This window comes from Prosthecodimorpha hirschii, from assembly GCF_001305515.1.
In the GTDB taxonomy this organism is placed as follows: Bacteria; Pseudomonadota; Alphaproteobacteria; order Rhizobiales; family Ancalomicrobiaceae; genus Prosthecodimorpha; species Prosthecodimorpha hirschii.
In genome coordinates this window covers 4766127-4790353 of record NZ_LJYW01000001.1, presented here as the reverse complement: position 1 = coordinate 4790353, position 24227 = coordinate 4766127, and the positions used below count along the sequence as shown (strand labels likewise).

Below are 24227 nucleotides of genomic sequence, written 5' to 3'. Positions count from 1 at the left end.
GGCAGGCCGTTGTCCCAGGGAGTATTGCGTGATGAAGTCCCGTGAAAGCCTCATTCGGGTCCGGCGCTTCCAGGTCGACGAAAAGCGTCGCCAGGCGGCCCAGGTGGAAATGATGATCGCCGAGTTCATGCGCATGATCGGCGACCTCGACGATCAGATCGTCATCGAGCAGAACCGCGTCGGCATTCACGACGTGACCCATTTCGCCTATCCGACCTTCGCACGCGCCGCCATGCAGCGCCGCGACAATCTCAAAGTGTCGGTGCGCGATCTCGAAGAGAAGCTGGCCGATGCGCAGGCCGAGTTGGCCGAGGCGATCGAGGACCTGAAGAAGGTCGAGCTGATCGAAGAGCGCGATCAGCAGCGCGACCGCGATGCCCGCGACCAGGTCGAGCAGGAAGCGCTCGACGACATGGCCGGCCGCCGCCACGCCTTCGGGCGCTGAATTCCCAAGAAATTCTGAATTCTGGTGGCTGCCGGACCCCCGGAAGCTGGACACACCGGAAGCGAAGCCCGTCGTGCGGTCAGGCACGGCGGGCTTTTCGTATTCGGGGCACCGCCTGATGCCGCCGCGCATCCCGCCGGCCACCAGGACAAGGTTACGAAAGGTGAGCTCGCTTAAGGAAGCGGAAAGGCCGGTGGCCAATATATTCAATAATTCCATTTTCAGTTCGGCGCTGGCTTCGCGGCTCTGCGCCTCACGATCTCTGGGGGCCCTTCGCCATGCAGTTGCGATCGACGCGGTTCTATGTTCGCTGCGTCAGTCTGGTGATGGGGGCGACGCTGATCGGTTGCCTCCTGGTCGGCTATCGCGCGATCGAGACGGTGCGCGTCGGCGGGCCGGCTTACGATCGGATCATCAACGACAAGGACGTCGTCGCCGACGTGCTGCCGCCGCCGCTCTACATCATCGAAGCCTATCTGGCCGTGAACGTCGCCCTGAACACCCCGGCAGAGGCCGGCGATGTCGGGGCCAACCTCGCCAGATTGCGCCGTGAATACGACGATCGCCGGGCCTATTGGAGCCGCACGGATATCGACGGTCGCGTGAAGGCCGCGCTCCTGACCGACGCCCATCGGCCCGCCGAGACCTTCTGGTCCCTGGTTCTCGACCGCTTCATGCCGGCCCTCGCCAAGGGCGATACCGCCGCCGCGCGGGCCGCCTATCCGGCGATCGCGGCCGCCTATGCCGAACACCGGCAAAAGATCGAAACGGTGGTCGCCCTGTCCAACGAGTCCAGCGCGCGCACCGAAAAGGCCACGGAAGCCGCCGTCTCGTTCAACCTGATGCTCCTCGGCGGCCTCGGCCTGCTCGTGCTGGCCATGATGGCCGGATGCGCGCTGCTGCTGGAGGCCCATCTGGTCGGACCGATCGCCCGCTTCGCCGGCGCCCTGCGCGATCTCGCCGAGGGCGGCGATGGCCGCAGCGCCCCGGAAACCGGCCGGACCCACGAACTGGTCGACATGGGCAAGGCGGTCGCTATTTTCCGCCAGAATGCGGCCGAACGCCAGTCGCTGGTCGGCGATCTCAGCCGGGCCCGGACGGAAGCGGAGACCGGTCGCAGCCGCCTGGAGGAACTCGCCTTCAAGTTCATGCGCGATTCCGACCAGATCAAGATCATGCTCGATCGCGAGGCCCATGTCGTCCGCAACTGCGCCAATGCCTTCCGCACCACGGTCTCGACCACCGAACGGGAAGCCTCCGCGGGCCTGAACTCCTCCACCGCCGCCGCCGAAAGCGTCGGTTCGGTGGCCAACGCCACCGACGAGCTGTCGCAGTCGACGCACCGGATCGCCGCGCAGGCGGTCAACGCGCAGCGCCTGACCGAGAAGGCGGCCGACGGTGCCCGTGCGGCCGAGCAGGACGTGCAGCGGCTCGCCCGCGTCACCAGCGAGATCGGCGCCTTCCTCGACACGATCACCGGCATCGCGGGGCAGACCAACCTTCTCAGCCTGAATGCGACCATCGAGGCCTCCCGCGCCGGCGAGGCCGGTCGCGGCTTCGCGGTCGTTGCCGCCGAGGTCAAGGCGCTGGCCTCGGAGACCGCCAAGGCGGCCTCCTCGGTCGCCCGGCTGCTGCAGGACATCGAGCAATGCTCCGGCACGGTGGTCACCTCGATCAGCCAGATCTCCGATGCCGTGCAGACCGTGCGGCAGCTGAACGACGAGATCGCCGCGGCGACCGTCCGTCAGAGCGAGACGACGGCGCATATCGCCACCGGCGCGACCCGCGCGGCGGACAGCACCCGCGACGCCCGCGAGACCTCGGCCAAGGTTTCCGACATCGTGCACGGCGCACGCCGGGAGGTCGATCTGGTCGAGCAGGCCTCCGGCTCCCTGTTCGACCTGGTCCAGGAATTCTCGTCCGGGATCGACGCCTTCCTGGGCACCATCTCGGACGACATGAAGGACCGGCGGTCGCTGGTCCGCCACCGGGTCGATCGGGAGATCGAAGCCACGATCGGGGGACGGCGGACGCGCGTCATGCTGCGCGACGTGAGCCTGACCGGCGGCTCGCTCGGCGTCACGGCCGGGCTGGCCGTCGACGCGCCGATCACCCTGCACTTGCCCGGCATCGATGTCGCCGGCCGCTGCGTCTGGGTCGACGGCAGCGGCGTCGGGGTCCGCTTCGACCGCAAGCTCCAGGACCTGCCGGTCGCCCTTCTCACCGCCGCAGCCGCCTGAACGGTCGGCGGGCCGGCACTCAGAGACGATAGGCCCGCATCTTTTCGTAGTAGGTGCGGGCCACGGTGGCGATCGGCTTCAGCGGATCGGCAAGCGCATCGAAGGAGACCGCCCCCCGCGGCGGACCGAAGCCCGTGGACGCCTCCACGGCCTGGTACCAGACCGGCGCCCAGACGCCGTCCTCGCGCCGCCGCCCGGGTGGCCAGGCCAGCATCTCGTCCCGGAACGGGATCGCCAGCGCATCGCACAACGCCGCCAGCGTGCGGCGCGGATCCGCCAGAATATCCGCCGCATCGACCACCGGCGGCGCCTCGCCGAGCCGCTCGGCGACCTGCTCGAAGATCTCGAACTGCTCGACGAAGCCGATATCCCGCAAGGTGACCTCGGCGCGCTTGTCGACATAGGACGCGAGCACGCTTTCGGGCGCCCGGATCAGAAAGGCGCTCTTGACCTGATCGATCCAGCCGCGGCCGAATTCCGGCAGCATGTGATGGGTCATGTGCTTCTGGTAGAAGACCGGCTTCTCGTCCGGCACCGGCCCGATCAATTGGTTGACCACCTGGCGCCAATCCCTGGACTGCGACGCCAGCACTTCTTCGCGCATCGGATGATCGAGCCCGGTATGGGCCAGATAGGCCGCATAGAAGGGCTCGTCGACCGCGGCCGTGTCGAACCGATTGCCGAAGCTGCGCATCATCGCCGTCGAGATGTTGCGCGGCCCGGACCACATGGCGATCCGCACCGGCTCATCCAGCTCGGCCAGCATGGCCGGCGGCGCCTCGCTCAGATCCTCGGGTGCCTCTGGCAGAACGATCCCGGACATCGAACCTCCCGGTCGCGGCACCGCTCGCCACGGCGCCCGCTTCTCCTCTATCCTTGCGCGGCCGGAACCGGAAGGAGATTTCATGTCGGATTCGTCGATCCGCATCGCCACCACGGAGATGCACACCGGCGGGGAGGCCGTGCGCATCGTCGAGAGCGGCTATCCGCGCCTGGAAGGCCGCACGATTCTCGACAAGCGCCGCCAGGCCCGCGAGCATTTCGACCGCTACCGGCGGCTGATCATGTTCGAGCCGCGCGGCCACTACGACATGTACGGCGTGATCCCGGTCGAGCCCGATCTGCCCGAGGCTGACATGGCCGTCCTGTTCATTCACAACGAGGGCTATTCGACCATGTGCGGCCATGCGGTGATCGCGCTCGGCCGCTATGCGGTCGACCGCGGCATCGTGCCGGCGGTCGAGCCGGTCACGATCGTGCGCATCCAATGTCCGTGCGGGCTGGTCACGGCCCATGTCGAGGTGCGCGACGGACGTGCCGGCGCGGTCTCCTTCGTCAGCGTGCCGGCCTTCGCGGCCGCCCTCGACGCGACCGTGACGGTCCCGGGCTTCGGGCCGGTCACGCTCGACATCGGCTATGGCGGCGCCTTCTACGCCTTCCTGCCGGCCGAGCGGCTGGGCCTGACGCTCGAAGCGCGCGCCGGGCAGCTGGTCGAAGCGGCCGACGCCGTCTCGGCCGCCGTCAAGGCGCAGATGACGATCGAGCATCCGCTCGAACCGGACCTGGGCTTCCTTTACGGCACGATCCTGACCGACGGCGGCGACGGCCGGCACCGGCCGACCACCAATGTCTGCGTCTTCGCCGATCGCGAGGTCGACCGATCGCCGACCGGCTCCGGCGTGACCGCCCGGGTGGCGCTGATGCAGGCGCGCGGCGACCTCGCCCTCGGCGAGACCCGCCGCTTCCGCTCGATCACCGGATCGGAATTCACCGGCGCCATCGAAGCCCTGACCGACCTGGCCGGACGGCCCGCCGTGACCGCGCGCGTCGCCGGCAAGGCCCACTATTCGGGGTCCGCGGTGTTCACGGTCGAGGCCGACGATCCGTTCCCGGACGGCTTTCTGGTGCGCTGAGGCCCGTCAGGCTCAGGCCTCCGGCTCGATCAGCGGGATCTGCGGCGCGGCCGTGCGCGGCATCGCCCCGGTCAGGCGCGGGTCGGGACCGAGCTCCAGGGCCAGCCGGTAGGGCCGGAAGCCGGAGCGCTGGTAGAAGCTGAGCGCGGCGGGATGGTCGAAGGCGCAGGTGTGCAGCCAGACCCGGCGCGGCGGCACGGGGCCGGCCCAGGCAAGTTCCAGGCACCGGTCCATCATGAAGCGCCCGATCCCGCCGCCGACGGCCTCCGGCACCAGCCCGAAAAAGACGATCTCGACCTCCCCGGCCACGCGCCGGTCCAGTTCCAGGAGGCCGATCTCGGCACCGTCCCGGGTCAGCGCATGGACCTCGACGGCGGGATCGTGGAGGATGGCGGCAAGCTCAGCGACGCTGATCGCCCGGCGCGAGAACCAGAGCAAGTCTTCGCCGATCCGGTCGTAGAGGATGCGGTACCAGGCCGGATCGGGCCGCTCGACCCGCCGCAGCGCCAAGCCCGGGGGCAACGGGCGGCCCGCAGTCATCGGCGCCGGCGGCGCGGTCATCTCCAGATAGGTGACGAGGGTTGCGAGCAGGCCCGGCGGCAGATCGGTATAGCCGTCCGTGGCGACCGCCAAGGTCTCGGGCCGATGGACCGCATCGTCGGGAGCCCCCCGGCCGGACGGGGTCGTCGCTGTCATGGCAGCCATCTCCAGAAATCTGTGCCGGGCCGGCGGCCGGTCCGGACGGACCATGCACCGGCGCTGGTCGGGCCGAATGTCGGCCTGCGGCCGGTTACGGTCCACCGCCCGCAATGCATGCGCCCTCGGGTGACCGATCCGGCGCCCATCGAGACCGAGCGAACGATGAGGCCGAGCAAAAGAGACCGGGGAACCGACGCCGAGCGTTCGCGCCACGGGGGCCGCTTGCAGACCCTGAGGCCCGCGCAACCGCGGCCGATCCCCGTCGACGGCTCGATTGCGGCCGGTTCACCCGCGATGCCCAAAGCCCAGACCGACTCGATGCGCTGCCGGCACCGAACGGCGGGCAGATCACGCTTGGCCGACGCACCGGACGCCGAGGGCGTCCGGTGATCGGGGCGTCAGCGGTAGTCGACGCCGAAGCGGTAGGCGAGGCCGAAACCGACGGTGATCTGGTTGCGGCTGCCGATCTTCTGGACGAGCGGGCTGTCGGCGGCGTCGCCGGCGAGACGGCTGTAGTTCGCCTCGAACTTGCCGGTCCATTGCGGCGTGAAGTCATAGTCGACCTTCAGGTTCGGGCCGTAGGAGTTCAGCCCGGCATCGGCCTGGTAGCCGCCCTTGCCGCCGCCGCCCTTCTTGCGCGAGAACGGATCCGGCGGCGGGGTCGGCGGACCGGAACGGTCCGGCGGGACGCTGAAATAGGTCTCCATGTATTCCTTGCTGGCGAAGGTCAGCTTCGGACCGATGGCGATCTTCAGACCGCCGAAGGGCTTGAAGATCCCTTCCACGCCGACATCCGCGACCTGGCCGTGATGTCCGCCGAAGCCCTGGCGCACGGCCAGATAGCCGCGCGCGAAGGGCAGCGTATAGTCGATCACGCCGCCGAGTTCGTAGGCCGCATCGACCTTCGGGAAACCGGCAAGCTTCTTGTCCACGCTGCGGTCGCGCGCGCCGATATAGCGGAACGACGGTGCGAAGCCGAGGCCATACTCGCTCGACGGCTCGCCCGTGAACGGATTGATCAGGAAGCGGACGCTGACGATCGGGAAGGGCGACAGCATGTAGTTGCGCGCGCCTTCGTATTGCGGCTGAACGCGCGGCCCGCCGCCGAGCGTGACGATCAGGTCGTCGCCCGGCGCCGGGAAGGCGCTCTGCGCCGCGGCGAGCCCGGTCAGGCCGGTGGTCGCGGCGGCGGCGGCGAGGATGGCGGCAAAGAAACGCATGCGTGGCTTCCCCGGAGACGGCTGTCGATCGACGATCGGAATCAATCGGCAACAGTCTATCCGAGCCGGCCTCCGGCCACGAGTGCAAGAAGGCCACGCCGCCCGGCATTCGCGGCGGCGCAGCGCGGATTTCGGCTCAGACCATGACGGCGTCGAGCATCGCCCGATAGTCCTCGGCGGTCGCCGGCCGCGGATTGGTGGCGTGGCTGTGGTCGGCGAGCGCGCCCTCGACGATGCGCGGCAGGATGTCGGGCGTGACGCCCAGCGTCGCCAGTCCGGCGGGGATGCCCAGCCGGCGGTTGAGCGCATCCAGTTCGGCCGCGAGGTCCGCCCCCTCGGGGAGCCCCATCGCGGCGGCCAGCCGGGCGATCTTCGCACCCGCGACCGCGGCGTTGAAGCGGACGACCGTCGGCATCAGGATGGCGTTGAGGGTGCCGTGATGCAGGACGGGGCTCTTCAGCCCGCCGAGCGCATGCGACAGCGCATGAACGGCGCCGAGCCCCTTCTGGAAGGTCAGCCCACCCTCGAGCGCGCCCATCATCATCTCGGTGCGCGCCTCCAGGTCCGAGCCGTTGCGCACGGCCGTCTCGATATGCCGCCAGACCCGCCCGGCCCCATCGAGCGCGATCGCCTCGGCCGGCGGATTGTAGCGCGGGCTGAGAAAGGTCTCGATGCAGTGGGAGAGCGCGTCGAGCCCGGTCGCGGCGGTCAGGAAGGGCGGCAGGCCGAGGGTCAGTTCCGGATCGCAGACCGCGCGCTTGGGGATCAGATGCGGCGAGATGAAGCCGAGCTTGCGCCCGTCTTCCAGCGTGATCAGCGCGGCCCGGCCGACCTCGGAGCCCGTCCCGGCCGTGGTCGGCACGGCGACGACCGGCGCCACCGCGGCGGTGATCTTCGGGATGCCGCCGAGGATCGCCGCATAGGTTTCGAGCGGGCCGGCATGGGTCGCCAGCAGCGCGACGCCCTTGGCGAGATCGATCGGCGAGCCGCCGCCCGCCGCCACGACGCCGTCGCAATCCCCGGCCCGGTAGACCGCCAGCGCCGCCAGACAGGCCGCTTCGGTCGGATTGGTCGGCACGTCGAGGAAGATCGCGGGCTCGCCGCCGCACAGATCCGCAATCCGCTGCACGAGCCCGGTCGCCGCCAGCCCGCGGTCGGACACGATCAGCGGCCGCTTCACGCCGAGCGCGGCAAGCTGATCCGGCAATGTGGCGACGACGCCGGCGCCGAATTCGATGGTGGTCAGATACAGAATGGCGGACATGGGCCTCTCGCGGGCGTTTCCTCGACGAGCGCGTTTCTCGCAAGCCGGGCACGCCGCGACAAGAGCCGCCCGCGCACAGGCGGAATGCGGCCGCACAGGCCGTCACATTCGAGACCAGTCTTCGAGCCGAAGGCCGTCCACACGGGAGAACTCCCGCACATTCGCGGAAATCAAAACCAGGTTTTCAGGCCACAGCTTGACCGGCAAATTGATCCGGCACCTCTTCAAGTGCCGCGGCGACGGCATCGTCGGTGAACGGCTCGATCCGATCGAGCCAGTCCCAGCCGCCCTCGACCGGCTCCAGGACGACGGCGTTGCCATCCCGGCGGATCCGCACCTCCGAGGCGTCGAAGCGAAACTCCTTCGGCAACAGAACGGCCTGGGTGTGCCCGGACCAGAACAGCTTGGCTGTCGTCACGGCCGCCTCCTCTGGCAATGTTCGATCGTGCCGAGACTATACGACCGACGCCTGCAGCAGGCCAGCCCGCCGACCGCTACACCGTCCCGACCGTCTTCAGCCGTACGCGCGGGTGGACCTCGGCCTGGCTCATGACGACGGTGTGGGCGCGGAAGCGTTCGACGATCGAGCGGACATGGGGGCGGATCGACGGGCTGGTCAGCAGGACCGGGATCTCGCCCATGCGGGCGGCATCCTCGAAGGCCTCGCGCACGGCCGCGACGAACTGGCCGAGCTTGGACGGCGCCATGGCCAGATGCTTGTCGTCGCCCTCCCCGTGCAGCGCCTCGGCGAAGGCCAGTTCCCAGGCCGGCGACATCGAGATCAGCGGCAGATAACCGGCCGGCGACAGGTTGGAGGCGCAGATCTGACGGGCCAGCCGGGTGCGGACATGCTCGGCGATGCCCTGCACCGACCGGGTGAAGCCGACCGCCTCGGCGACGCCCTCCAGGATGCCGGAGAGATCGCGCACCGAGATGCGCTCGTTGAGCAGCGCCTGCAGCACGCGCTGGATGCCGGAGACGTTGATCAGGCTCGGCACGATGTCCTCGACCAGCTTGTGTTGGTCCTTGGGCAGGTCGGCGAGCAGCTTCTGCACATCCGCATAGGTGAGGAGTTCGGCCACGTTGGCCTTCAGGATCTCGGTCAGATGGGTCGACAGCACCGTCGCCGGATCGACCACCGTATAGCCGCGGATCGCCGCCTCCTCGCGCAGCGCCGGCTCGACCCAGGTCGCCGGCAGCCCGAAGGTCGGCTCGGTCGTCTTTACGCCCGGCAGGTCGATCGCCCGCCCCTCCGGGTCCATGAGCATGAACAGATTGGCGAAGATGGTGCCGCGCCCGGCTTCCACCTCCTTGATCTTGATGATGTATTCGTTCGGCTGCAGCTGCACGTTGTCGAGGATGCGGCAGGGCGGCATGACGAAGCCCATGTCGGCGGCCAATTGCCGGCGCAGGGCCTTGATCTGGTCGGTCAGCCGGTCGGCGCCGTCCGGGCCGTTGATCAGCGCCAGCAGCGCATAGCCGAGTTCGACGCGCAGATGGTCCATCTTGAGCGCGTCGGAGATCGGCTCCTCGACCGGGGCGGTCGGCGCGGCGGCGGCCTGCGCCTTCAGCGCCTCGGCGGCGCTCTGGGTCGCCTTGTCCTTCTGGTTGCGGTCGGAGACCATGGCGAGGAAGCCGGCGGTCCCGGCGAGCAGCAGGAAGGGCAGCGTCGGCATGCCGGGCAGCATGGCGAGCGCGATCATCACCGCCGACGACATGCCGAGCGCCTTCGGGTAGCCCGACAGCTGCTTCATGATCGCCTTGTCGGCCGAGCCGGAGACGCCGGCCTTGGAGACCAGCAGGCCGGCGGCGGTCGAGACGATCAGGGCCGGGATCTGCGTGACCAGACCGTCGCCGACGGTCAGCACGGTGTAGGAATGGCCGGCCTGGCTGAAGGTGATGCCCTGCTGGACGACGCCGATGATGATGCCGCCGATCACGTTGATGAAGGTGATCAGCAGGCCCGCCACCGCGTCGCCGCGCACGAATTTCGAGGCGCCGTCCATGGCGCCGAAGAAGCTCGATTCGTCCTCCAGGTCCTTGCGCCGCTGCTTGGCGGTCTTCTCGTCGATCAGACCGGCCGACAGGTCGGCGTCGATCGCCATCTGCTTGCCCGGCATGGCATCGAGGGTGAAGCGCGCCGCGACCTCGGCGATGCGGCCCGAACCCTTGGTGATGACGACGAAATTGACGATCAGCAGGATCGCGAAGACGATGATGCCGATGACGAAATTGCCGCCCATCACGAAGTTGCCGAAGGCCTCGATGACGTGGCCGGCGGCATGGGTGCCTTCGTGACCGTGGCTCAGGATCAGCCGGGTCGAGGCGAGATTGAGCGCCAGCCGCAGCATGGTGGCGATCAGCAGAACGGTTGGGAAGGCGGAGAATTCCAGCGGATGCTGGATGAACAGGCCGGTCATCAGGACGAGGACCGACAGCGTGATCGAGACGGCGAGGGCGAGATCGAGCAGCCATGGCGGCAGCGGGACGATCAGCACCATCAGGATGGCGATGACGCCGACGGCCAGGCCGATATCGCCGCGCCGGGCGTGGCCGAGCAATTCGCCGATCGAGGGGATCTTGAGAGGCGATGCCTTCGGAGCGGAAGCGGGCTCGCCGGCGGTCGTGTCGGTCATGGGCGCGGTTCCGGACAGGGGCCGCGCCGAACGGTGGGGACGCCCGGCGCTGGGCAAAAAATGCCGGGTTTATGGTTAAGGGACGGTTAACGTCGCCATGCGCATCCGCCGCGCCGCGGACGCGCCCGCCATCGATCTGGCAATCGTTTCAAGGGGCGCCAAGAGCGGCGGCGCGGACCCACGATCTCGCCGCATCGCCGGGCGGCCCGCGCCTGTCGGCGCGGAGAAGGCCGCCGTCCGGCCGCCCTGCTCCCGACCCGACCGCCCCCGGCCGCCCTGCCCTACCGGTTGGCGAAGGTGTAGCTGCCGAGCCGGCTGGAGCCGGCGGCAGGGGCCGCGGCGGCCGTCCCGGTGGTGCCGGTCTTGGCGGCCGGGCGGGCGCTGGCCCGGTTCGGCTGGTAGAGGCCGCGCCGGTCCGACATCGGTCGGAAGGCGTCCGTCAGGCCGACCACCGTCTCGGCGGCGCCGAGCACCAGGAAGCCGTCGTCGGGCAGCATCTTGGCGATCCGGTTGAGGACCCCGCACTTCGTCTCGTTGTCGAAATAGATCAGGACGTTGCGACAGAAGACGATATCGAACTGGCCGAGCGAGGAGAAATTCTCGAGCAGGTTCAGCTTGCGATACTGCACCATCGAGCGCAGGTCGGAACGGATCTGCCAGACGTCGCCGGTCTGGTTGAAGTAGCGCAGCAGATGGTTGATCGGCAGGCCGCGCTGGACTTCGAACTGGGTATAGATGCCGGCCTTGGCCTTCTCCAGCACCTCGACCGACAGGTCGGTGCCGATGATTTCCACCTGCCAGCCGGCGAGCTTGGCCTCGTTGTCCTTCAGGCACATGGCCAGCGTGTAGGGCTCCTGGCCCGTCGACGCGGCCGCGCACCAGATCCGCAGGCGCCGCTCGCGTGCGCGCGCCAGCTGCAGTTCCGGCAGCATGTAGTTGGTGAAATATTCGAACGGCGTCTTGTCGCGGAAGAAGAAGGACTCGTTGGTCGTCATCGCCTCGACGACGAGGTCCTGCAGGGCCGCGCCACCGGGTTCCTTGACGCGCGCGACCAGGGCCGAGATCGACGGCAGCCCCGCCTTGCGCGCGACCGGCAGGAGCCGGCTTTCGACGAGATACTGCTTCTCGTTGGTCAGGACCAGGCCGGAGCGTGCCTTCAGGAAGACGCGGAGATAGTCGAATTCGGCCGGTGTCACGGGCGCCCCCCGCTCAGGATGCGGATGATCTTGGAACCGATCTGGTCCAGGGGCAGAATCTCGGAGGCGGCGCCGGCCTGCGCGACTGCGCCCGGCATGCCCCACACCACGCTGCTCTCCTCGTCCTGCGCGATGACGCTGCCGCCGGCCTTGGCGATGACGCCGGCGCCGGCGGCGCCGTCATGGCCCATGCCGGTCAGCACGACCGACAGGATGGCGGCGCCGAACAGAGGCACGGCGCTCTGGAACAGCGGGTCGACGGCCGGCTTGCAGAAGTTCACCGGCGGCAGATCGTTGAGTTGGACGACCGTGTCGTGGCCGTCCTTGCCGATCACCATGTGCTTGCCGCCCGGTGCGACATAGATGCGGCCCGGCATCAGCGGCTCGCCATGGACGCCTTCGGCGGCGCGGCGGCCGGAGGCCTTGGTCAGGTGCTCCGCCAGGATGGCCGTGAAGGTGGCCGGCATGTGCTGGGTGACGAGGACCGGCAGATTGCCGATCGCCGGACCGATCTCGCCGAAGAGCTTGGTCAGGGCCTGGGGCCCGCCGGTCGACGAGCCGATCAGCAGCACGCGCGGCGCCACGTTGGAATAGGCGCGCGTCGTGATCCCCGGCTTGCCGCCGTCCGGCCGCGCCGTCGCGGAGATCCGCCCGGGCTGGGCCGCGGGCCGTGCGAAGGGCGTGCGCTGCGGCTGCGGCGCGTGGGCCATGGCGGTGGTCGGGCGCGTGCCCGGCGCCGGGGCGGCCTCCGGCAGGCGGACCGCACGGCCGGCACGCTGGCGGGCGCGCAAGCCCAGGGTCTTCACCTTCTGGACGATCTCCGCCTTGAATTCCGGCGACGTGGTCACGCTCGCATTGGATTCCGGCTTCGGGACATAGTCGGCGGCGCCGAGGGAGAGGCACTTCAGGCTGATCTCGGCATTGCGCCGGGTCAGCGTCGATGCGACGACGACGACCAGACCCGGCTTCTGCTTGAGCAGCAGCGGCAGCGCGGTCAGCCCGTCCATCTCCGGCATTTCGACATCGAGCACGACGACGTCGGGGTTGGAGCGCATCACATCCCCAACGGCGAGCCGGCCGTTGCGATGGCTTGCGACCACGGCAAGCGCCGGATCTTCGTCGATCCAACGGCCGATCAGACCGCGGACAACGACGGCATCGTCGACGATCATCACGCGCACGGGATCGGTGACCGCGGCGCCCGAGGCGCTGGCGGCAGCAGAGGGCAACGGCATGGGACCCCGCTCAGATGAGACCGACTTCGGCGAACTTGGCTTGCACGATGTCGCGATCGAAAGGCTTCATGATGTACTCGTTGGCACCGGCCCGAATGGCGCGCGCGATGTGCGCCACATCGTTCTCGGTGGTGCAGAAGACGACCTTCGGGGCCTCCCCGCCCGGCTCCTGGCGGAGCGCGGACAGGAATTCCAGGCCGTTCATCACCGGCATGTTCCAATCGAGCAGGATGGCGTCGGGCATCTTCTGCCGGCACAGGTCGAGCGCCTGCTTGCCGTCCTCCGCTTCGACGATCTCGAACGAGAGATCTTCGAGGATGCGTCGGGCGACTTTTCGGATCACGCTCGAGTCGTCGACGACGAGGCAATGCTTCATGGCAACCACTCCACTTCCCGGTCCGGCCGGGGTCGTCATGCCGCAAGCACTTCGGCCATGCCGCCGAGTACGCGGTCCACGTCCAGGATCACCATGAGGTGACCGTTGAGGCGGTGCACGCCACCGGAAATCGCGGCCCATTTCTGATCGAGATTGACCGGGTTCGGTTCGCGGCCGGCCGTCGGCAGGGTCAGGACCTCGCCGACATTGTCGATCAGCAGGCCGTAGGACTCGCCCTTGTGCTCGATGCCGACCGCCATGGTCTGGCCGCCGTCCTGGCGCAGCGCCAGATGCAGGCGCTTGCGCATGTCGATCGCGGTCACGATGCGGCCGCGCAGGTTGAGGACGCCGGCGATCTCGCCGCGCGCCAGCGGCACGCGGGTGATCGATTCCGGCATGAACACGTCATGGACGCGCTCGATCGGCAACCCGAACAGCTGACCGCCGATCATGACGGTCACATACTGCACCGAGTCGGTGAGGCTGGTGATCTCCTCGCTCATGCCGCGATCCCATATTCGGTGGTGGTGACTTCCTTCAGCGCGGCGATCAGGCCGGCCCGGTCGAACTTGGCGATGTAGTCGTCGAAGCCGGCCTGACGGCCGCGTTCGATCGAGGCCGGCGTGCAGATGGCACTCAGCGCGAGGATCGGGATCTGGCGGTACTTGGGATGCCGCTTCAGGATCTCGGCGAACTCGTAGCCGTTCATGTTCGGCATCTCGATGTCGGAGACGACCACGTCGAACCGCCGGCCGTCGTCGAACAGCTTGAGGCCTTCGACCGCGGATTCGACGCTGGTGACGTTGAAGCCGGCGGCCTTGAGCACCGGGCCGAGCATGTTGCGGAAGAACGGCGCGTCGTCGACGAAGAGCAGCGAGCGCGTCAGGCTCTCGACCTTCATCTCCTTGCGCTGGAACCAGTCCTCGAAGGCCTGGGGCAGGTAGAAGCCGATGTCGACCACCTCGGTCGCGCGGCTCTTGATGACCGCCGATCCGAGCACGCCGGGCCGCTCGGACCCGACCTGGATGTTGAGTTCGTCCTCGACGATGTCGATGATCTCGTCGACCACCAGGCCCATGGACCGGCCGGCATCGGAGAAGACCAGCATCGGCACGCTGCCCTCGCTCTTGCGCTGCAGCATCTCGTCGAAATAGACCAGCGGCATCAGCGAACCGCGATACTGGACCAGATCGCGGCCGTTCGAATGCTCGACCTTTTCGACCGAGAATTCTTCCAGGCGCGTGACCAGCGAGAGCGGCACTGCCTTGGGCTCGGCGGAGCCGGCCCGGAACAGGAGCATCGAGATGGTCTGCGCGTCGACCCGGGCGCGGTCGTCATCGGCATCCTTCTCGCCGGCCATCTCGGCCGTCGACGTGATGCCGCCGAGCGCCTGGGCGATGCCGTTCGGATCGACGATCATGATCACCGAACCGTCGCCCAGAATGGTGTTGCCCGAGAACATGGTGATGTGCCGGAGCATCGAGCTCATCGGCTTGACCACGATTTCCTCGGTGTGGAACACGCCGTCGACGACCACGCCGAAGGTCTGGTTACCGACCAGCATGACAACGATGAAGCCGTCATCCTCGGGTCGCACCACCGCGTTCGGCGACCGGTCGGTGATGCCGAGCAGCTTGGAGAGATGCACCAGCGGGAGCAGCTTGTTGCGCAGGCGCAGAACCGGCGTATCGCGGATCCGCTCGATGCGGTGCTCGGTATTGGACTGGGCGCGAACCAGTTCGACCACCGAGAGCTGCGGGATCGCGAAGCGGTCGCCGGCCGCCTCGACGATCAGCGTCGAGACGATCGCCAGCGTCAGCGGGATCTTGATGGTGAAGCTGGTGCCCTGACCGATCACGGTCTTCAGATCGACGGTGCCGCCGATCGCGTCGATATTGGTCTTCACCACATCCATGCCGACGCCGCGGCCGGACACGTTGGTGACCTTGGCGGCCGTCGAGAAGCCCGGCGCGAAGATGAACTTGCAGATCTGCTGCTCGGTCATCTTCTCGAGCTCGGACTCGCTGGCGAGACCGTTCTCCAGGACCTTCTGGCGGATGCGATCGACGTTCAGGCCGCGGCCGTCGTCGGCGATCTCGATGATGATGTGGCCGCCCTCGTGATAGGCGGACAGGCGGATCGTGCCCTTCTCGGACTTGCCCGACGCCTTGCGCTGATCCGGCGTCTCCAGGCCGTGATCGGCGGAGTTGCGGACCATGTGGGTCAGCGGATCCTTGATCAGTTCCAGAACCTGGCGGTCGAGCTCGGTATCCTGGCCGACCATCTCCAGTTCGATCTGCTTGCCCAGTTCCTGGCTGAGGTCGCGGACGACGCGGGGCAGCTTCTGCCAGGCATTGCCGATCGGCTGCATGCGCGTCTTCATGACGCCTTCCTGCAGCTCGGCGGTGACGTTGGAGAGCCGCTGCAGCGGAACCTTGAACTCGGAATCCTCGTGCCGGCGCACGATCTCGAGCAGCTGGTTGCGGGTCAGGACCAGCTCGGACACCATGGTCATCAGGTGTTCGAGCGTGTCGACCGACACGCGGATGGTCTGGGCGGATACGCCGCCTTTGGCCGCTTCGGTCTCAGCCGCCGGATCGCGTTCCTTGGCAGGCTCCCGCCCGCCGCGCTTCTCGGCGCTGGGCGCGGTCTTGGCCGGTGCGTCGCGCTTGGGTTCGAGCTGCTTCAGCAGGGGCACTTCGGCTTCGGTCTCGCGGAAGGCGCGCTCCAGATCGTCGAGCGAATCCTCGCCGGGACGGAGCGGGCGCTCGAGAACCTGATAGACGATATCGCCGGAGGCATGCTTCGGCCCTTCGGCCTGGACCAGCGTCGGCCCGGGCTTCGCCTCGGGCGGCGGTGGAGCGGCCGCGACGGGCGCCGCAGGGGCGCCGGATTCCGCCATCCGTTCGAGCAGCTCGATCAGGTCGCGATCCGATCCGGTCGGCTCCTGTTCGGTCGCCTCGAGCTCGGCGACGAGCGACTTGATCCGATCCAGCGAAGACAGGACGAGGCTGACCGCCTGGGGCGTCACGGGGACGCCGTCGCGGAACTTGCCCATCAGCGTTTCGGCTGCATGCGCAATCGCTTCGAGCCGCGGCAGGCCTAGGAAACCGCAGGTTCCCTTGATGGTATGGACCAACCGGAAAATGTTGGCCAGGATCTTGGCATTGTTCGGATCCTGCTCGAATTTCACGAGTTCGACGTCCACGACGTCGAGGCTCTCGTTCGTCTCCGTCAAGAATTCGCGAAGGAGATCGTCCATGGCCTCTTCCTTGCCCTCTGGTGGACCGCGATCGGCTCGGGCTCGCGGTTCCTTGGGTCAAGTATCGAGGTCAAGCGTTAAGAGAGACTTGCCGAACGGGAAACTTCTAGCCTTTCCCTAGGGAATCCGGAAATCAACCGACGATATCCTGCGGCACGGCCGTGAAGACGACGTCGTCGCCTTCCTTGGCCACAGTCGCCCGCATGGCGGCGGCGCGGGCCAGAAGACCGGCATAGATCGGCTGGATCATATGCGCGTCCGGTGCCTGCTCGGGCAGACGTCCGTCAAGGATCTGGTCCACGTTCGGCGGGATCCGGGCATTGGTGCCGGTGCAGGCCAGCCGGAAGGTCGGTGCGGTCGGCGCGCCTTCGACGGTGACGCGGATGGTGCCGCCGCGCGGAATGGCGTGGGTGGCGATCAGAACCAGGTTGAGCAGCAGCTTGACCTTGTTCTTCGGCATCAGCACGCGAACGGCGGTCCATTCGATGTTGGCCTTCTCGCCGGACATGAAGTTGCGCGTGACCGCTTCGGCGTCGCCGAGATCGATCTCCGCGCCGGCCGAGCCGGCCGCCCCGAAGGCCAGACGCGCGAACTGGAGCTTTGCGGACGCCTGGCGTGCGCTCTTCTTGATGAGATCCATCGCGAAGCTGCGCATCTCCTCGCCGGTCTCCTCCTCCAGGACTTCGAGCCCGTTGGTGATGGCGCCGACCGGCGAGATGATGTCGTGACAGACGCGGCTGGCAAGAAGGGCCGCGAGATCGAGCGCGGCGATGTCGGCGGCGTCGGCCATGGCGGAAAAACTCCGGAAGGGGGCTCTGGATGGGAAAAGACGAGCCCGATTCGCCCGAATCGGGCGGATGAGGTCAGTTTTGAGATACAGGCTCGCCGTCGGATTTCAAAGCGCGCCGCGCCGCCAATCCACGGCCCCGGGTCCGAAGCCGCCTAGGGAAGTTGCCGCGACAGGGCCGGCCAGGCGGCCTCGGCCTTGGCCACGGCCCCGTCCGGATCGAGCATGAACGCGGCCCGTTGGGCGGGCGACAGGAAGAGGTAGAGCCGGTCGCGGTAGATCACCCAGATATTCGGCGCCGCCTCGGCGAGAAAGCCGCGGCCGAGCTGGAACGCACAATAGCCGGAGAAGCGCGGCGCGTAGATCTCCGGCGCGTCCCGGAAGGCGGCCTGATTGCCCTCGTTGGCGAAACGCCAGGCGGCGCCGCGCCAGTCGAGTTCCAGGTCCTGGCGTCCTTCGATCGGCCTGCCGTTGGTGAAGAAGGCGACCGGGTCCAGGCCGCCGAGCGCCAGACCGGTCAGCGGGTCGGCGAAGACCTTCGGGATCCGCGGGACGGTCTCGACCTTCTCCAGCTTCGGCAGGGGCGGCGGCGGCGGCTTCTCGGGGGGCGGCGGCGGTTCCGGAGCGGCCGGCTTGGTCTCGCCGTGCCCACCGCCGTGACCGGACTCCGCGGCCCACCCGGCGGGTCCGGCGACCAGGAGCGGTCCGGCGAGCGCGAGGGCGCGAAAGCAGCCGACAACCCCGCGTAACCATGGCGTCGCCTGAATTCCGCTAAAGTCTGCCATATTGATTCGGCCTGTCGTCATTCACGCCCAATGTCCGGAACGGCCGGGAGCGGTTTCCCGGTCTGTCGGGCATTCCAGACCCGAAGGCATGACCTCCGGTGCGGGAAGGGTGGCAGGAAGACATGAGGCCTCCGTTAAGGCAGGCCCATCCGGAATGCTTGCGTCACCACGAGGTCCTCCATGGCTCGCCCTTGGCTCACGACTATCCTTGCCGCCGTCGCGGCGTTCTTCGCCTACGCGGCGGCTCCCGCCGGCGCCCAGTCGGGTCCGCCCGGCGGCAGCTATAGCTCCAACGAACTCATCTCCACCGGACACCGCTTCTTCGGCACCGTTTCGGGCGGCCTCGCCACCGTGATCGAGAAGGCGGTCGCCCAGTATGGCCAGCCGAACGGCTACATTCTCGGCGAGGAGGGTTCGGGCGCGATCGGGGCCGGCCTGCGCTACGGCGAGGGCACCCTGCATACCCGCGACCAGGGCCAGCACCGCATCTTCTGGCAGGGTCCGTCGCTCGGCTGGGACATCGGCGGCGAAGGCGCCCGGACCATGATGCTGGTCTACAACCTGCCGGCCGTCGGGGCGATCTACAACCGCTTCGGCGGCGTCGACGGCTCCGCCTATTTCATCGGCGGCTTCGGCATGACGGCGCTGGTCAACAACAACGTCTATGTCGTGCCGGTCCGTGCCGGCGTCGGCATGCGCCTCGGCGTGGCGCTCGGCTATCTGAAGTTCACGCCCACCGCCACCTGGAACCCCTTCTGATCCCAAGGGAGCGGGGCCGGCGAATTCTCCTCAAGAGGTCGAACGCCGTCGCGGATGGACGTGCCGTCCGCTGCCCGGCATGCTAATCATCGAAATCGAGCCACGGCCGGCGGCCGCGACTGGGGCGGCCGGCGCGGTGACCGGCCCCTCGGGCGGCCGTCTGACCATGGCGGCCGTAGGATGCGGCACCCGGGCCGGCTCGGTGACGGCGCATAGCTCGGCTCCTCTGGCGGAGTGACCAGACTTGATCGAATCGGCCCTCTTCTTCGCCCTCGGATTCCTGGTCGCAGGGCTGATCGCCCTGATGATCATGCCGAGCTTCTGGCGCCGGGCCGTTCGCCTGACCCGCCTGCGCATCGAGGCCTCGACGCCGCTCAGCCTCGCCGAGATCAAGGCGAACCGCGACCAGATGCGCGCCGAGTTCGCGCGCGAGACCCGCCGGCTGGAGATGGCTGCCGCGGAGCTCCGGCGCCGCGCCGCTGAGCGTCAGATCGAGGCCGCCCGCGCGCGCGACCAGGTCGCGGCGATCGCCGGCGAACGCGACCGGATCGCCGCACAACTGGCGGCCGTCGAAGCCGATCTGGCCGCGCGCCGCGACGATTTCGACAATGCCCGCGCCATTCTCGACCACAGCCGGCACCAGGGCGAGAGCCAGGTCCACGAGGTCAACGACCTCAAGATCCGGCTGGCCGATCTGATCGCGGAGGCCGATGCCCGCAAGGTCGAGACCGCGGCGCTGCGGACCACCATCCAGGCCCTGGAGGCCAAGGCCGGTCATCTCGGCGACGATCGCAAGCAGGCGATCTACCGGGCCGAAGTCGCCGAGGCCGAGATCGCCAAGCGGGATGCGCTGATCGCCGACGAACGGGACAGGATCAAGCGCATCGAGAGCGCGCTCGCCGAACGGGCCAAGGATCTGACCGCCAAGTCCGACCGGCTGACCAAGGCCGAGGCGCGGATCGCGGTGCTCGACGCCGAAGCCGCGCGGCTGCGCGAGGCGCTGGCCGCGGCGTCGGCCGGCCCGGGCGACAACCTGACCCGCACCATGGAAGGCCTGGAACGGGCCAATGCCGATCTGGAGTCCCGCCTCTCGGCCCTGACGGCGGACCGCGACGCGCTGGCCGACCGGCTCGCCCTGCTCCAGACGGGTCCCGACGGCAACGGCAACGCGATCCTGCGTGACCGGCTGGCGGATCTCGCCGCGCGGATCGTCGACATGACCGCCACGGCGGAGGGACCGGACTCCGCCATCACGCGCATCCTGGCCGATGCCCCGGACCGGGCGCCGCCCGCCCCGACATCGCCGTCGCCTTCGGCATCCGCACCGCCGGCGCCGCCCGCGAAGGGGGGCGGCAAGCGCAAGCGCCGCGGCCTGGCCGAACGCATTCGCGAACTGAAGCCGAACGATCCCGCCGACGCGCCGCCGGCCGCCTGAATGCGGCCCAACCCGGACCGGCTTCCGGTCCGATCGGCCCTCTTGCCGTCTGACCGCCGTGGGGGTGCTGAAGAGCCCGTCGCAACGCGATCCGAAGAGGGCAATTTCAGCCCTGCCATGCCCGGGTTCGCCGCGGGCACTTCGATTTTTCAATGGCTTGGACGCCGCACTGGGGCCCCGGGACAAACCCGGGGACGACGGTATGGCGGGTTCGATATGCGCTGCTCAGCAACCGGCTATTGGGCGTCGCCCCGGCGCAGGGCCTCCAGTTCGGCGATGCGCTGATCGGCGATCGGGCCAAGCCGCTCGGTGACGGCGGCGATCAGCGCCTCGGCGAGCGTCAGCAGCGCGACCGAACTGTCCCAGCGCGACGGCACGGCGATGCGGCCGGCCAGGACGTGCTCGGCATGGCGGGCGACCGGCGAAAGCCACTGGTCGGTGACCAGCAGGATGGTTACGCCCCGGGCCGCGGCAGCCTCCGCGAAGGCCACGACATCCTCCTGGTAGCGGCGGATATCGAAGACGACCAGGACGTCGCGCCGGTTCATGTCGAGGAGATGGTCGCGCCAGACGCCGGTCCGGCTGCCGACATGCTCGACGCGCGGCCGCACGATGGCCAGATGGGCGGCCATGTAGCCGGCGAGCGCGTCGGTAAAGCGGCCGCCGATCAGATGGATGGCGCGGCGGGTATCGGCGACCAGATCGACCGCGGCCTCGAACTCGGTCGGCGGCAGGTGGCGGCGGGTCTGCTGGAGATTGTCCACGACGGCGGTCGCGAAGCGGTCGAAGGCGCTCGGCGGCGCGCCGCGGCTGCCGGGTCCCGCCGCCTTGACCAGCGGCGAGGCCGATTGTGCCTCCAATTCGCTACGCAGCGCGCGCTGGAAATCCGGATAGCCGGCAAAACCCAGCTTGGCGACGAATCGCAGCACAGTCGGCGCGCTGACGCCGGCGCGTTCGGCGAATTCGGCGACCGGCGCGAGGCCGGCGGCCGGGTAGTTGGCAAGCAGCGCATGGGCCGCCTTGCGTTCGGTCGCCGTCATCGCCTCCAGGCGGTCGCGCACCGCCTCGGCGACCGATCCGCCTTCGTCATGGATGTCCGACATGGCGCTCCTCCCCGTCGCGAGCCCTCGCCGCCCCCGGCACGCGTCGAAGGCGACCCGATTCCGGTCCGGACCGGCAGCTTACGGCACGGCGGCCCGAACCGTCCGGCACCGTCCCCATGCCTTGATGCCGGCCTTGAGCGCCTTCTCCCGCCGCCCTTCCGATCTTCGCCCCGCAGCTTCGCCATTGGAACCGAAATTCCGAAATTGACAAAACGATTTCCCATGTAATGAATAATACAGCCCCGTGCGGAAGCGGGGTTCCAGAACGCGATGCCGATGCGACCGCGCCTGTCGGGCGTGGGGCCGAGCCGTTATGTGCGGCCGGAGGGACCATGCGTGTCCGCGCGACGGCTTGCCTGGAGCACCAATGCGGAGAGGCGCGTGACGGAAGCCGGAACCGGGGACCTGGACATTTCGGAGCGCGGCGGAGCGGCTGCGACGATCGAGCGCCCGGACGGCGCCGGCCGCTGGCTGCTGGTCTGCGATCATGCCTCCAACCGCCTCCCCACACGCTTCGGCAGTCTCGGCCTCGACGCCACCGATCTGACCCGACATTTCGCCTGGGACCCGGGAGCACGCGGCATCGCCCGCCGGATGGCCGAACGGCTCGACGCCGCGCTCGTGCTGTCGACCGTGTCGCGGCTGGTGATCGACTGCAACCGCCTGCCGAGCGATCCCGATTCGATCGTCGCGGTCGGCGAGACGACGCCGGTGCCCGGCAATGCGGCCATCGACGCGGCCGAGCGCGAGCGTCGTGTTGCGGAAGCCTACACGCCCTATCATGAGGCGATCGAGGCGGCGCTCGGCCGGCGCCTCACGCAGCCCGGCCCGGTCGCGCTCTGCGCGGTCCATACTTTCACACCGGTGATGCGCGGCGTGGCACGGCCCTGGCATGTCGGCATCGTCCATCATCCGGACGATGCGCTCGCCGACCGGATCATCGCCATCCTGAGCCGAGAGCCGGGCCTCGTCGTCGGCGACAACGAGCCCTATGCCCCGGCCGACCGGGTCTACCATACGCTCGACCGGCACGGCACCGCCCGCGGCCTGGCGACCGTCATGATCGAGGTCCGCAACGACCTCGTCACCACCGACGAGGAGGAACGCCGCTGGGGCGACCGCCTCGCCGCCGCTCTCGACGAGGCCCTTGCGGCCCTGCCGGGCGCATGAAGCGGATCCCTCCGCGAACGACGGAGCGGGACGCCTGAAGGAGGAATTGCAGGGAAGTCCATTCGGAGCCAATCGATACGGGGGTCATTGTCATGAGCAGCCTGGACGCGGACCAGTATTCCGATCGCGACAAGAAGGAAGACGTGCACATCCTCCATTCCATGGGCTACGCCCAGGAACTGGAACGGCGGATGAGCCGCTTTTCGAACTTCGCCATCTCCTTCTCGATCATCTGCATCCTGTCCGGCGGCATCAATTCGCTGGCCCAGGCCACCTCCGGCGCCGGCGGCGCGGCGATCGGCTACGGCTGGCCGCTCGGCTGCCTGATCTCGGGCGTCTTCGCCCTGGCGATGGCGCAGATCGCCTCGGCCTATCCGACGGCCGGCGGCCTCTACCACTGGGGTTCGATCCTCGGCAACCGCTTCACCGGCTGGGTCACGGCCTGGCTGAACCTGCTCGGCCTGGTCACCGTGCTCGGTGCCATCAATACCGGCACCTGGGGCTTCTTCGCCGGCTCGATCGCGCCCTGGTTCGATATCGCCACCGACACGACGACCTCGGCGGGCTTCCGCAACCAGATCGTCTTCGTGGCGGCGATCACCTTCGTGCAGGCGCTGATCAACCATTTCGGCATCCGCCTGACCGCCAAGCTGACCGACTTCTCCGGCTACCTGATCTTCGCCACCGCGATCGTGCTGACGGTCGTGCTTCTGTTCGGCGTCAAGACCTGGGACTTCCAGCGCCTGTTCACCTTCACCAACTATTCCGGTCTGCCGGAGGGTGATGCGCCGATCTGGCCGAAGGGCGACAATATCTGGTATATCTTCGCGCTCGGCCTGTTGCTGCCGATCTATACCATCACGGGCTACGACGCCTCGGCGCATACCTCCGAGGAGACCCAGAAGGCCGCCCATTCGGTGCCGGCCGGCATCGTCTCGTCGGTCTGGTGGTCGTTCCTGTTCGGCTACCTGATGCTGTGCGCCTTCGTGCTCGCGATTCCCGACATGAACGAGGCCGCCAAGCAGGGCTGGAACGTCTTCTTCTGGACCATGGATTCGGCCACCCATCCGAAGGTCGCCCAGGCGCTCTACATCGCCATCTTCGTCGCCCAGTTCCTGTGCGGCCTGGCCACCGTCACCTCGGTGTCGCGCATGATCTTCGCCTTCGCCCGCGACGGCGGCCTGCCGGCCTCGGGGCTCCTGTCGAAGGTCAGCCCGGCCCATCGCACGCCGGTGGCGGCGATCTGGACCGGCTCGACGCTGGCGGTCCTGTTCGTTTGGGGCGCCTCGCTGGTCACCATCGCCGGCTCGTCGGCCTATACGATCGTCGTTTCCTGCACGGTCATCTTCCTGTTCATCTCCTTCACCATCCCGATCGCGCTCGGCATGCTGGTCTACGGCACGTCGAAGTGGCCGAAGCCGGGCCCGTGGAACATGGGCGGCTTCCTGTTCCGCATCGTCGCCTTCCTGTCGGTCGTGGCCATGGTGGCGATCTTCCTGATCGGCATCCAGCCGCCGAACGACTGGGCGCTCTACATCACCGTCGGCTTCCTGGTGCTGACCGCAATCGTCTGGATCGCCTTCGAGAACAAGCGCTTCCAGGGCCCGCCGATCGGCGACATGATCGCCAAGCGGCAGCGCGACATCCGGGAAGCCGAGAAGGCCGTGGGCGAGATCTGATCCCGGCCGACCAGTGCGGGACG

Annotated in this window: 21 protein-coding genes; 7 read left to right on the top strand and 14 right to left on the bottom strand. The window is 68.4% G+C overall.

The annotated features are described in order from the left end of the window. The first annotated feature begins 31 nt into the window (after positions 1–31). Together ABB55_RS21080 and ABB55_RS21075 are read left to right on the top strand one after the other, a co-directional pair. On the top strand, positions 32–445 hold the full coding sequence (locus tag ABB55_RS21080; protein WP_054360569.1) for a flagellar export protein FliJ: 414 nt from the start codon (positions 32–34) through the stop codon (positions 443–445). 278 nt (positions 446–723) lie between these two features. After that, a complete protein-coding gene (locus ABB55_RS21075) occupies positions 724–2685 on the top strand; it encodes a methyl-accepting chemotaxis protein (RefSeq protein WP_054360568.1) in 1962 nt (653 codons plus the stop codon). A gap of 19 nt (positions 2686–2704) precedes the next feature. On the opposite strand, the gene ABB55_RS21070 is transcribed toward ABB55_RS21075, so the two are convergent. Next, positions 2705–3508, bottom strand: coding sequence for a sulfotransferase-like domain-containing protein (locus tag ABB55_RS21070; RefSeq protein WP_200912052.1), 804 nt, complete (start codon positions 3506–3508; stop codon positions 2705–2707). 82 nt (positions 3509–3590) lie between these two features. Here ABB55_RS21070 and ABB55_RS21065 point away from each other — a divergent pair, with 82 nt between their 5' ends. Continuing rightward, positions 3591–4598, top strand: coding sequence for a proline racemase family protein (locus tag ABB55_RS21065; protein ID WP_054360567.1), 1008 nt, complete (start codon positions 3591–3593; stop codon positions 4596–4598). A 12-nt stretch (positions 4599–4610) separates the two neighbouring features. Here ABB55_RS21065 and ABB55_RS21060 read toward each other — a convergent pair whose 3' ends face one another. From ABB55_RS21060 to ABB55_RS21005, 12 genes are all read right to left on the bottom strand, one after another. Then, positions 4611–5294 (bottom strand): GNAT family N-acetyltransferase, encoded by a 684-nt coding sequence (locus ABB55_RS21060; protein WP_244472088.1) that lies wholly within the window; start codon positions 5292–5294, stop codon positions 4611–4613. A 401-nt stretch (positions 5295–5695) separates the two neighbouring features. Then, positions 5696–6517: a MipA/OmpV family protein gene (locus ABB55_RS21055; protein WP_054360566.1), complete on the bottom strand. Its 822-nt coding sequence runs from the start codon at positions 6515–6517 to the stop codon at positions 5696–5698. A 136-nt stretch (positions 6518–6653) separates the two neighbouring features. Next, positions 6654–7781, bottom strand: coding sequence for an iron-containing alcohol dehydrogenase (locus ABB55_RS21050; RefSeq protein ID WP_054360565.1), 1128 nt, complete (start codon positions 7779–7781; stop codon positions 6654–6656). A 184-nt stretch (positions 7782–7965) separates the two neighbouring features. Beyond that, entirely contained in the window at positions 7966–8199 is a 234-nt protein-coding gene (locus ABB55_RS21045; protein ID WP_054360564.1) for an antitoxin, read from the bottom strand. Between the two features lie 76 nt (positions 8200–8275). After that, positions 8276–10417 carry a flagellar biosynthesis protein FlhA gene (flhA, locus tag ABB55_RS21040; RefSeq protein ID WP_054360563.1) on the bottom strand — a complete coding sequence of 714 codons (2142 nt, stop codon included), beginning with the start codon at positions 10415–10417 and terminating at the stop codon, positions 8276–8278. A 281-nt stretch (positions 10418–10698) separates the two neighbouring features. Continuing rightward, a complete protein-coding gene (locus ABB55_RS21035; RefSeq protein ID WP_054360562.1) occupies positions 10699–11613 on the bottom strand; it encodes a CheR family methyltransferase in 915 nt (304 codons plus the stop codon). Then, positions 11610–12848 carry a protein-glutamate methylesterase/protein-glutamine glutaminase gene (locus ABB55_RS21030; protein WP_054360561.1) on the bottom strand — a complete coding sequence of 413 codons (1239 nt, stop codon included), beginning with the start codon at positions 12846–12848 and terminating at the stop codon, positions 11610–11612. The genes ABB55_RS21035 and ABB55_RS21030 overlap by 4 nt, the downstream gene beginning before the upstream one ends. 10 nt (positions 12849–12858) lie before the next feature. Then, positions 12859–13224 carry a response regulator gene (locus ABB55_RS21025; RefSeq protein WP_054360560.1) on the bottom strand — a complete coding sequence of 122 codons (366 nt, stop codon included), beginning with the start codon at positions 13222–13224 and terminating at the stop codon, positions 12859–12861. Positions 13225–13259: 35 nt separating this feature from the next. After that, on the bottom strand, positions 13260–13727 hold the full coding sequence (locus ABB55_RS21020) for a chemotaxis protein CheW (protein WP_054360559.1): 468 nt from the start codon (positions 13725–13727) through the stop codon (positions 13260–13262). After that, positions 13724–16486, bottom strand: a complete 2763-nt coding sequence (locus ABB55_RS21015) for a hybrid sensor histidine kinase/response regulator (protein WP_054360558.1) — start codon at positions 16484–16486, stop codon at positions 13724–13726. The genes ABB55_RS21020 and ABB55_RS21015 overlap by 4 nt, the downstream gene beginning before the upstream one ends. 133 nt (positions 16487–16619) lie before the next feature. Beyond that, on the bottom strand, positions 16620–17276 hold the full coding sequence (gene chpT, locus ABB55_RS21010) for a histidine phosphotransferase ChpT (protein WP_054360557.1): 657 nt from the start codon (positions 17274–17276) through the stop codon (positions 16620–16622). Positions 17277–17428: 152 nt separating this feature from the next. Continuing rightward, a complete protein-coding gene (locus ABB55_RS21005) occupies positions 17429–18058 on the bottom strand; it encodes a YHS domain-containing (seleno)protein (RefSeq protein ID WP_054360556.1) in 630 nt (209 codons plus the stop codon). A 180-nt stretch (positions 18059–18238) separates the two neighbouring features. On the opposite strand from ABB55_RS21005, the gene ABB55_RS21000 reads away from it, so the two are divergent. Continuing rightward, positions 18239–18817, top strand: coding sequence for a DUF1134 domain-containing protein (locus tag ABB55_RS21000; protein ID WP_054360555.1), 579 nt, complete (start codon positions 18239–18241; stop codon positions 18815–18817). A 244-nt stretch (positions 18818–19061) separates the two neighbouring features. Continuing rightward, positions 19062–20252: a coiled-coil domain-containing protein gene (locus ABB55_RS30475; RefSeq protein ID WP_054360554.1), complete on the top strand. Its 1191-nt coding sequence runs from the start codon at positions 19062–19064 to the stop codon at positions 20250–20252. Positions 20253–20488: 236 nt separating this feature from the next. On the opposite strand, the gene ABB55_RS20990 is transcribed toward ABB55_RS30475, so the two are convergent. Next, positions 20489–21355, bottom strand: a complete 867-nt coding sequence (locus tag ABB55_RS20990) for a MurR/RpiR family transcriptional regulator (RefSeq protein ID WP_054360553.1) — start codon at positions 21353–21355, stop codon at positions 20489–20491. 381 nt (positions 21356–21736) lie between these two features. Here ABB55_RS20990 and ABB55_RS20985 point away from each other — a divergent pair, with 381 nt between their 5' ends. Together ABB55_RS20985 and ABB55_RS20980 are read left to right on the top strand one after the other, a co-directional pair. Then, entirely contained in the window at positions 21737–22525 is a 789-nt protein-coding gene (locus ABB55_RS20985; protein ID WP_054360552.1) for an N-formylglutamate amidohydrolase, read from the top strand. A gap of 92 nt (positions 22526–22617) precedes the next feature. Beyond that, on the top strand, positions 22618–24204 hold the full coding sequence (locus tag ABB55_RS20980) for an amino acid permease (RefSeq protein ID WP_054360551.1): 1587 nt from the start codon (positions 22618–22620) through the stop codon (positions 24202–24204). The last annotated feature ends 23 nt before the right edge of the window (positions 24205–24227 follow it).

Coding starts and splice junctions, on each gene's coding strand:
- ABB55_RS21080 (WP_054360569.1), top strand. CDS start 32: ATGAAGTCCCGTGAAAGCCTCATTCGGGTCCGGCGCTTCCAGGTCGAC.
- ABB55_RS21075 (WP_054360568.1), top strand. CDS start 724: ATGCAGTTGCGATCGACGCGGTTCTATGTTCGCTGCGTCAGTCTGGTG.
- ABB55_RS21070 (WP_200912052.1), bottom strand. CDS start 3,508: ATGTCCGGGATCGTTCTGCCAGAGGCACCCGAGGATCTGAGCGAGGCG.
- ABB55_RS21065 (WP_054360567.1), top strand. CDS start 3,591: ATGTCGGATTCGTCGATCCGCATCGCCACCACGGAGATGCACACCGGC.
- ABB55_RS21060 (WP_244472088.1), bottom strand. CDS start 5,294: ATGACAGCGACGACCCCGTCCGGCCGGGGGGCTCCCGACGATGCGGTC.
- ABB55_RS21055 (WP_054360566.1), bottom strand. CDS start 6,517: ATGCGTTTCTTTGCCGCCATCCTCGCCGCCGCCGCCGCGACCACCGGC.
- ABB55_RS21050 (WP_054360565.1), bottom strand. CDS start 7,781: ATGTCCGCCATTCTGTATCTGACCACCATCGAATTCGGCGCCGGCGTC.
- flhA (WP_054360563.1), bottom strand. CDS start 10,417: ATGACCGACACGACCGCCGGCGAGCCCGCTTCCGCTCCGAAGGCATCG.
- ABB55_RS21030 (WP_054360561.1), bottom strand. CDS start 12,848: ATGCCGTTGCCCTCTGCTGCCGCCAGCGCCTCGGGCGCCGCGGTCACC.
- ABB55_RS21025 (WP_054360560.1), bottom strand. CDS start 13,224: ATGAAGCATTGCCTCGTCGTCGACGACTCGAGCGTGATCCGAAAAGTC.
- ABB55_RS21020 (WP_054360559.1), bottom strand. CDS start 13,727: ATGAGCGAGGAGATCACCAGCCTCACCGACTCGGTGCAGTATGTGACC.
- ABB55_RS21015 (WP_054360558.1), bottom strand. CDS start 16,486: ATGGACGATCTCCTTCGCGAATTCTTGACGGAGACGAACGAGAGCCTC.
- chpT (WP_054360557.1), bottom strand. CDS start 17,276: ATGGCCGACGCCGCCGACATCGCCGCGCTCGATCTCGCGGCCCTTCTT.
- ABB55_RS21005 (WP_054360556.1), bottom strand. CDS start 18,058: ATGGCAGACTTTAGCGGAATTCAGGCGACGCCATGGTTACGCGGGGTT.
- ABB55_RS21000 (WP_054360555.1), top strand. CDS start 18,239: ATGGCTCGCCCTTGGCTCACGACTATCCTTGCCGCCGTCGCGGCGTTC.
- ABB55_RS20990 (WP_054360553.1), bottom strand. CDS start 21,355: ATGTCGGACATCCATGACGAAGGCGGATCGGTCGCCGAGGCGGTGCGC.
- ABB55_RS20980 (WP_054360551.1), top strand. CDS start 22,618: ATGAGCAGCCTGGACGCGGACCAGTATTCCGATCGCGACAAGAAGGAA.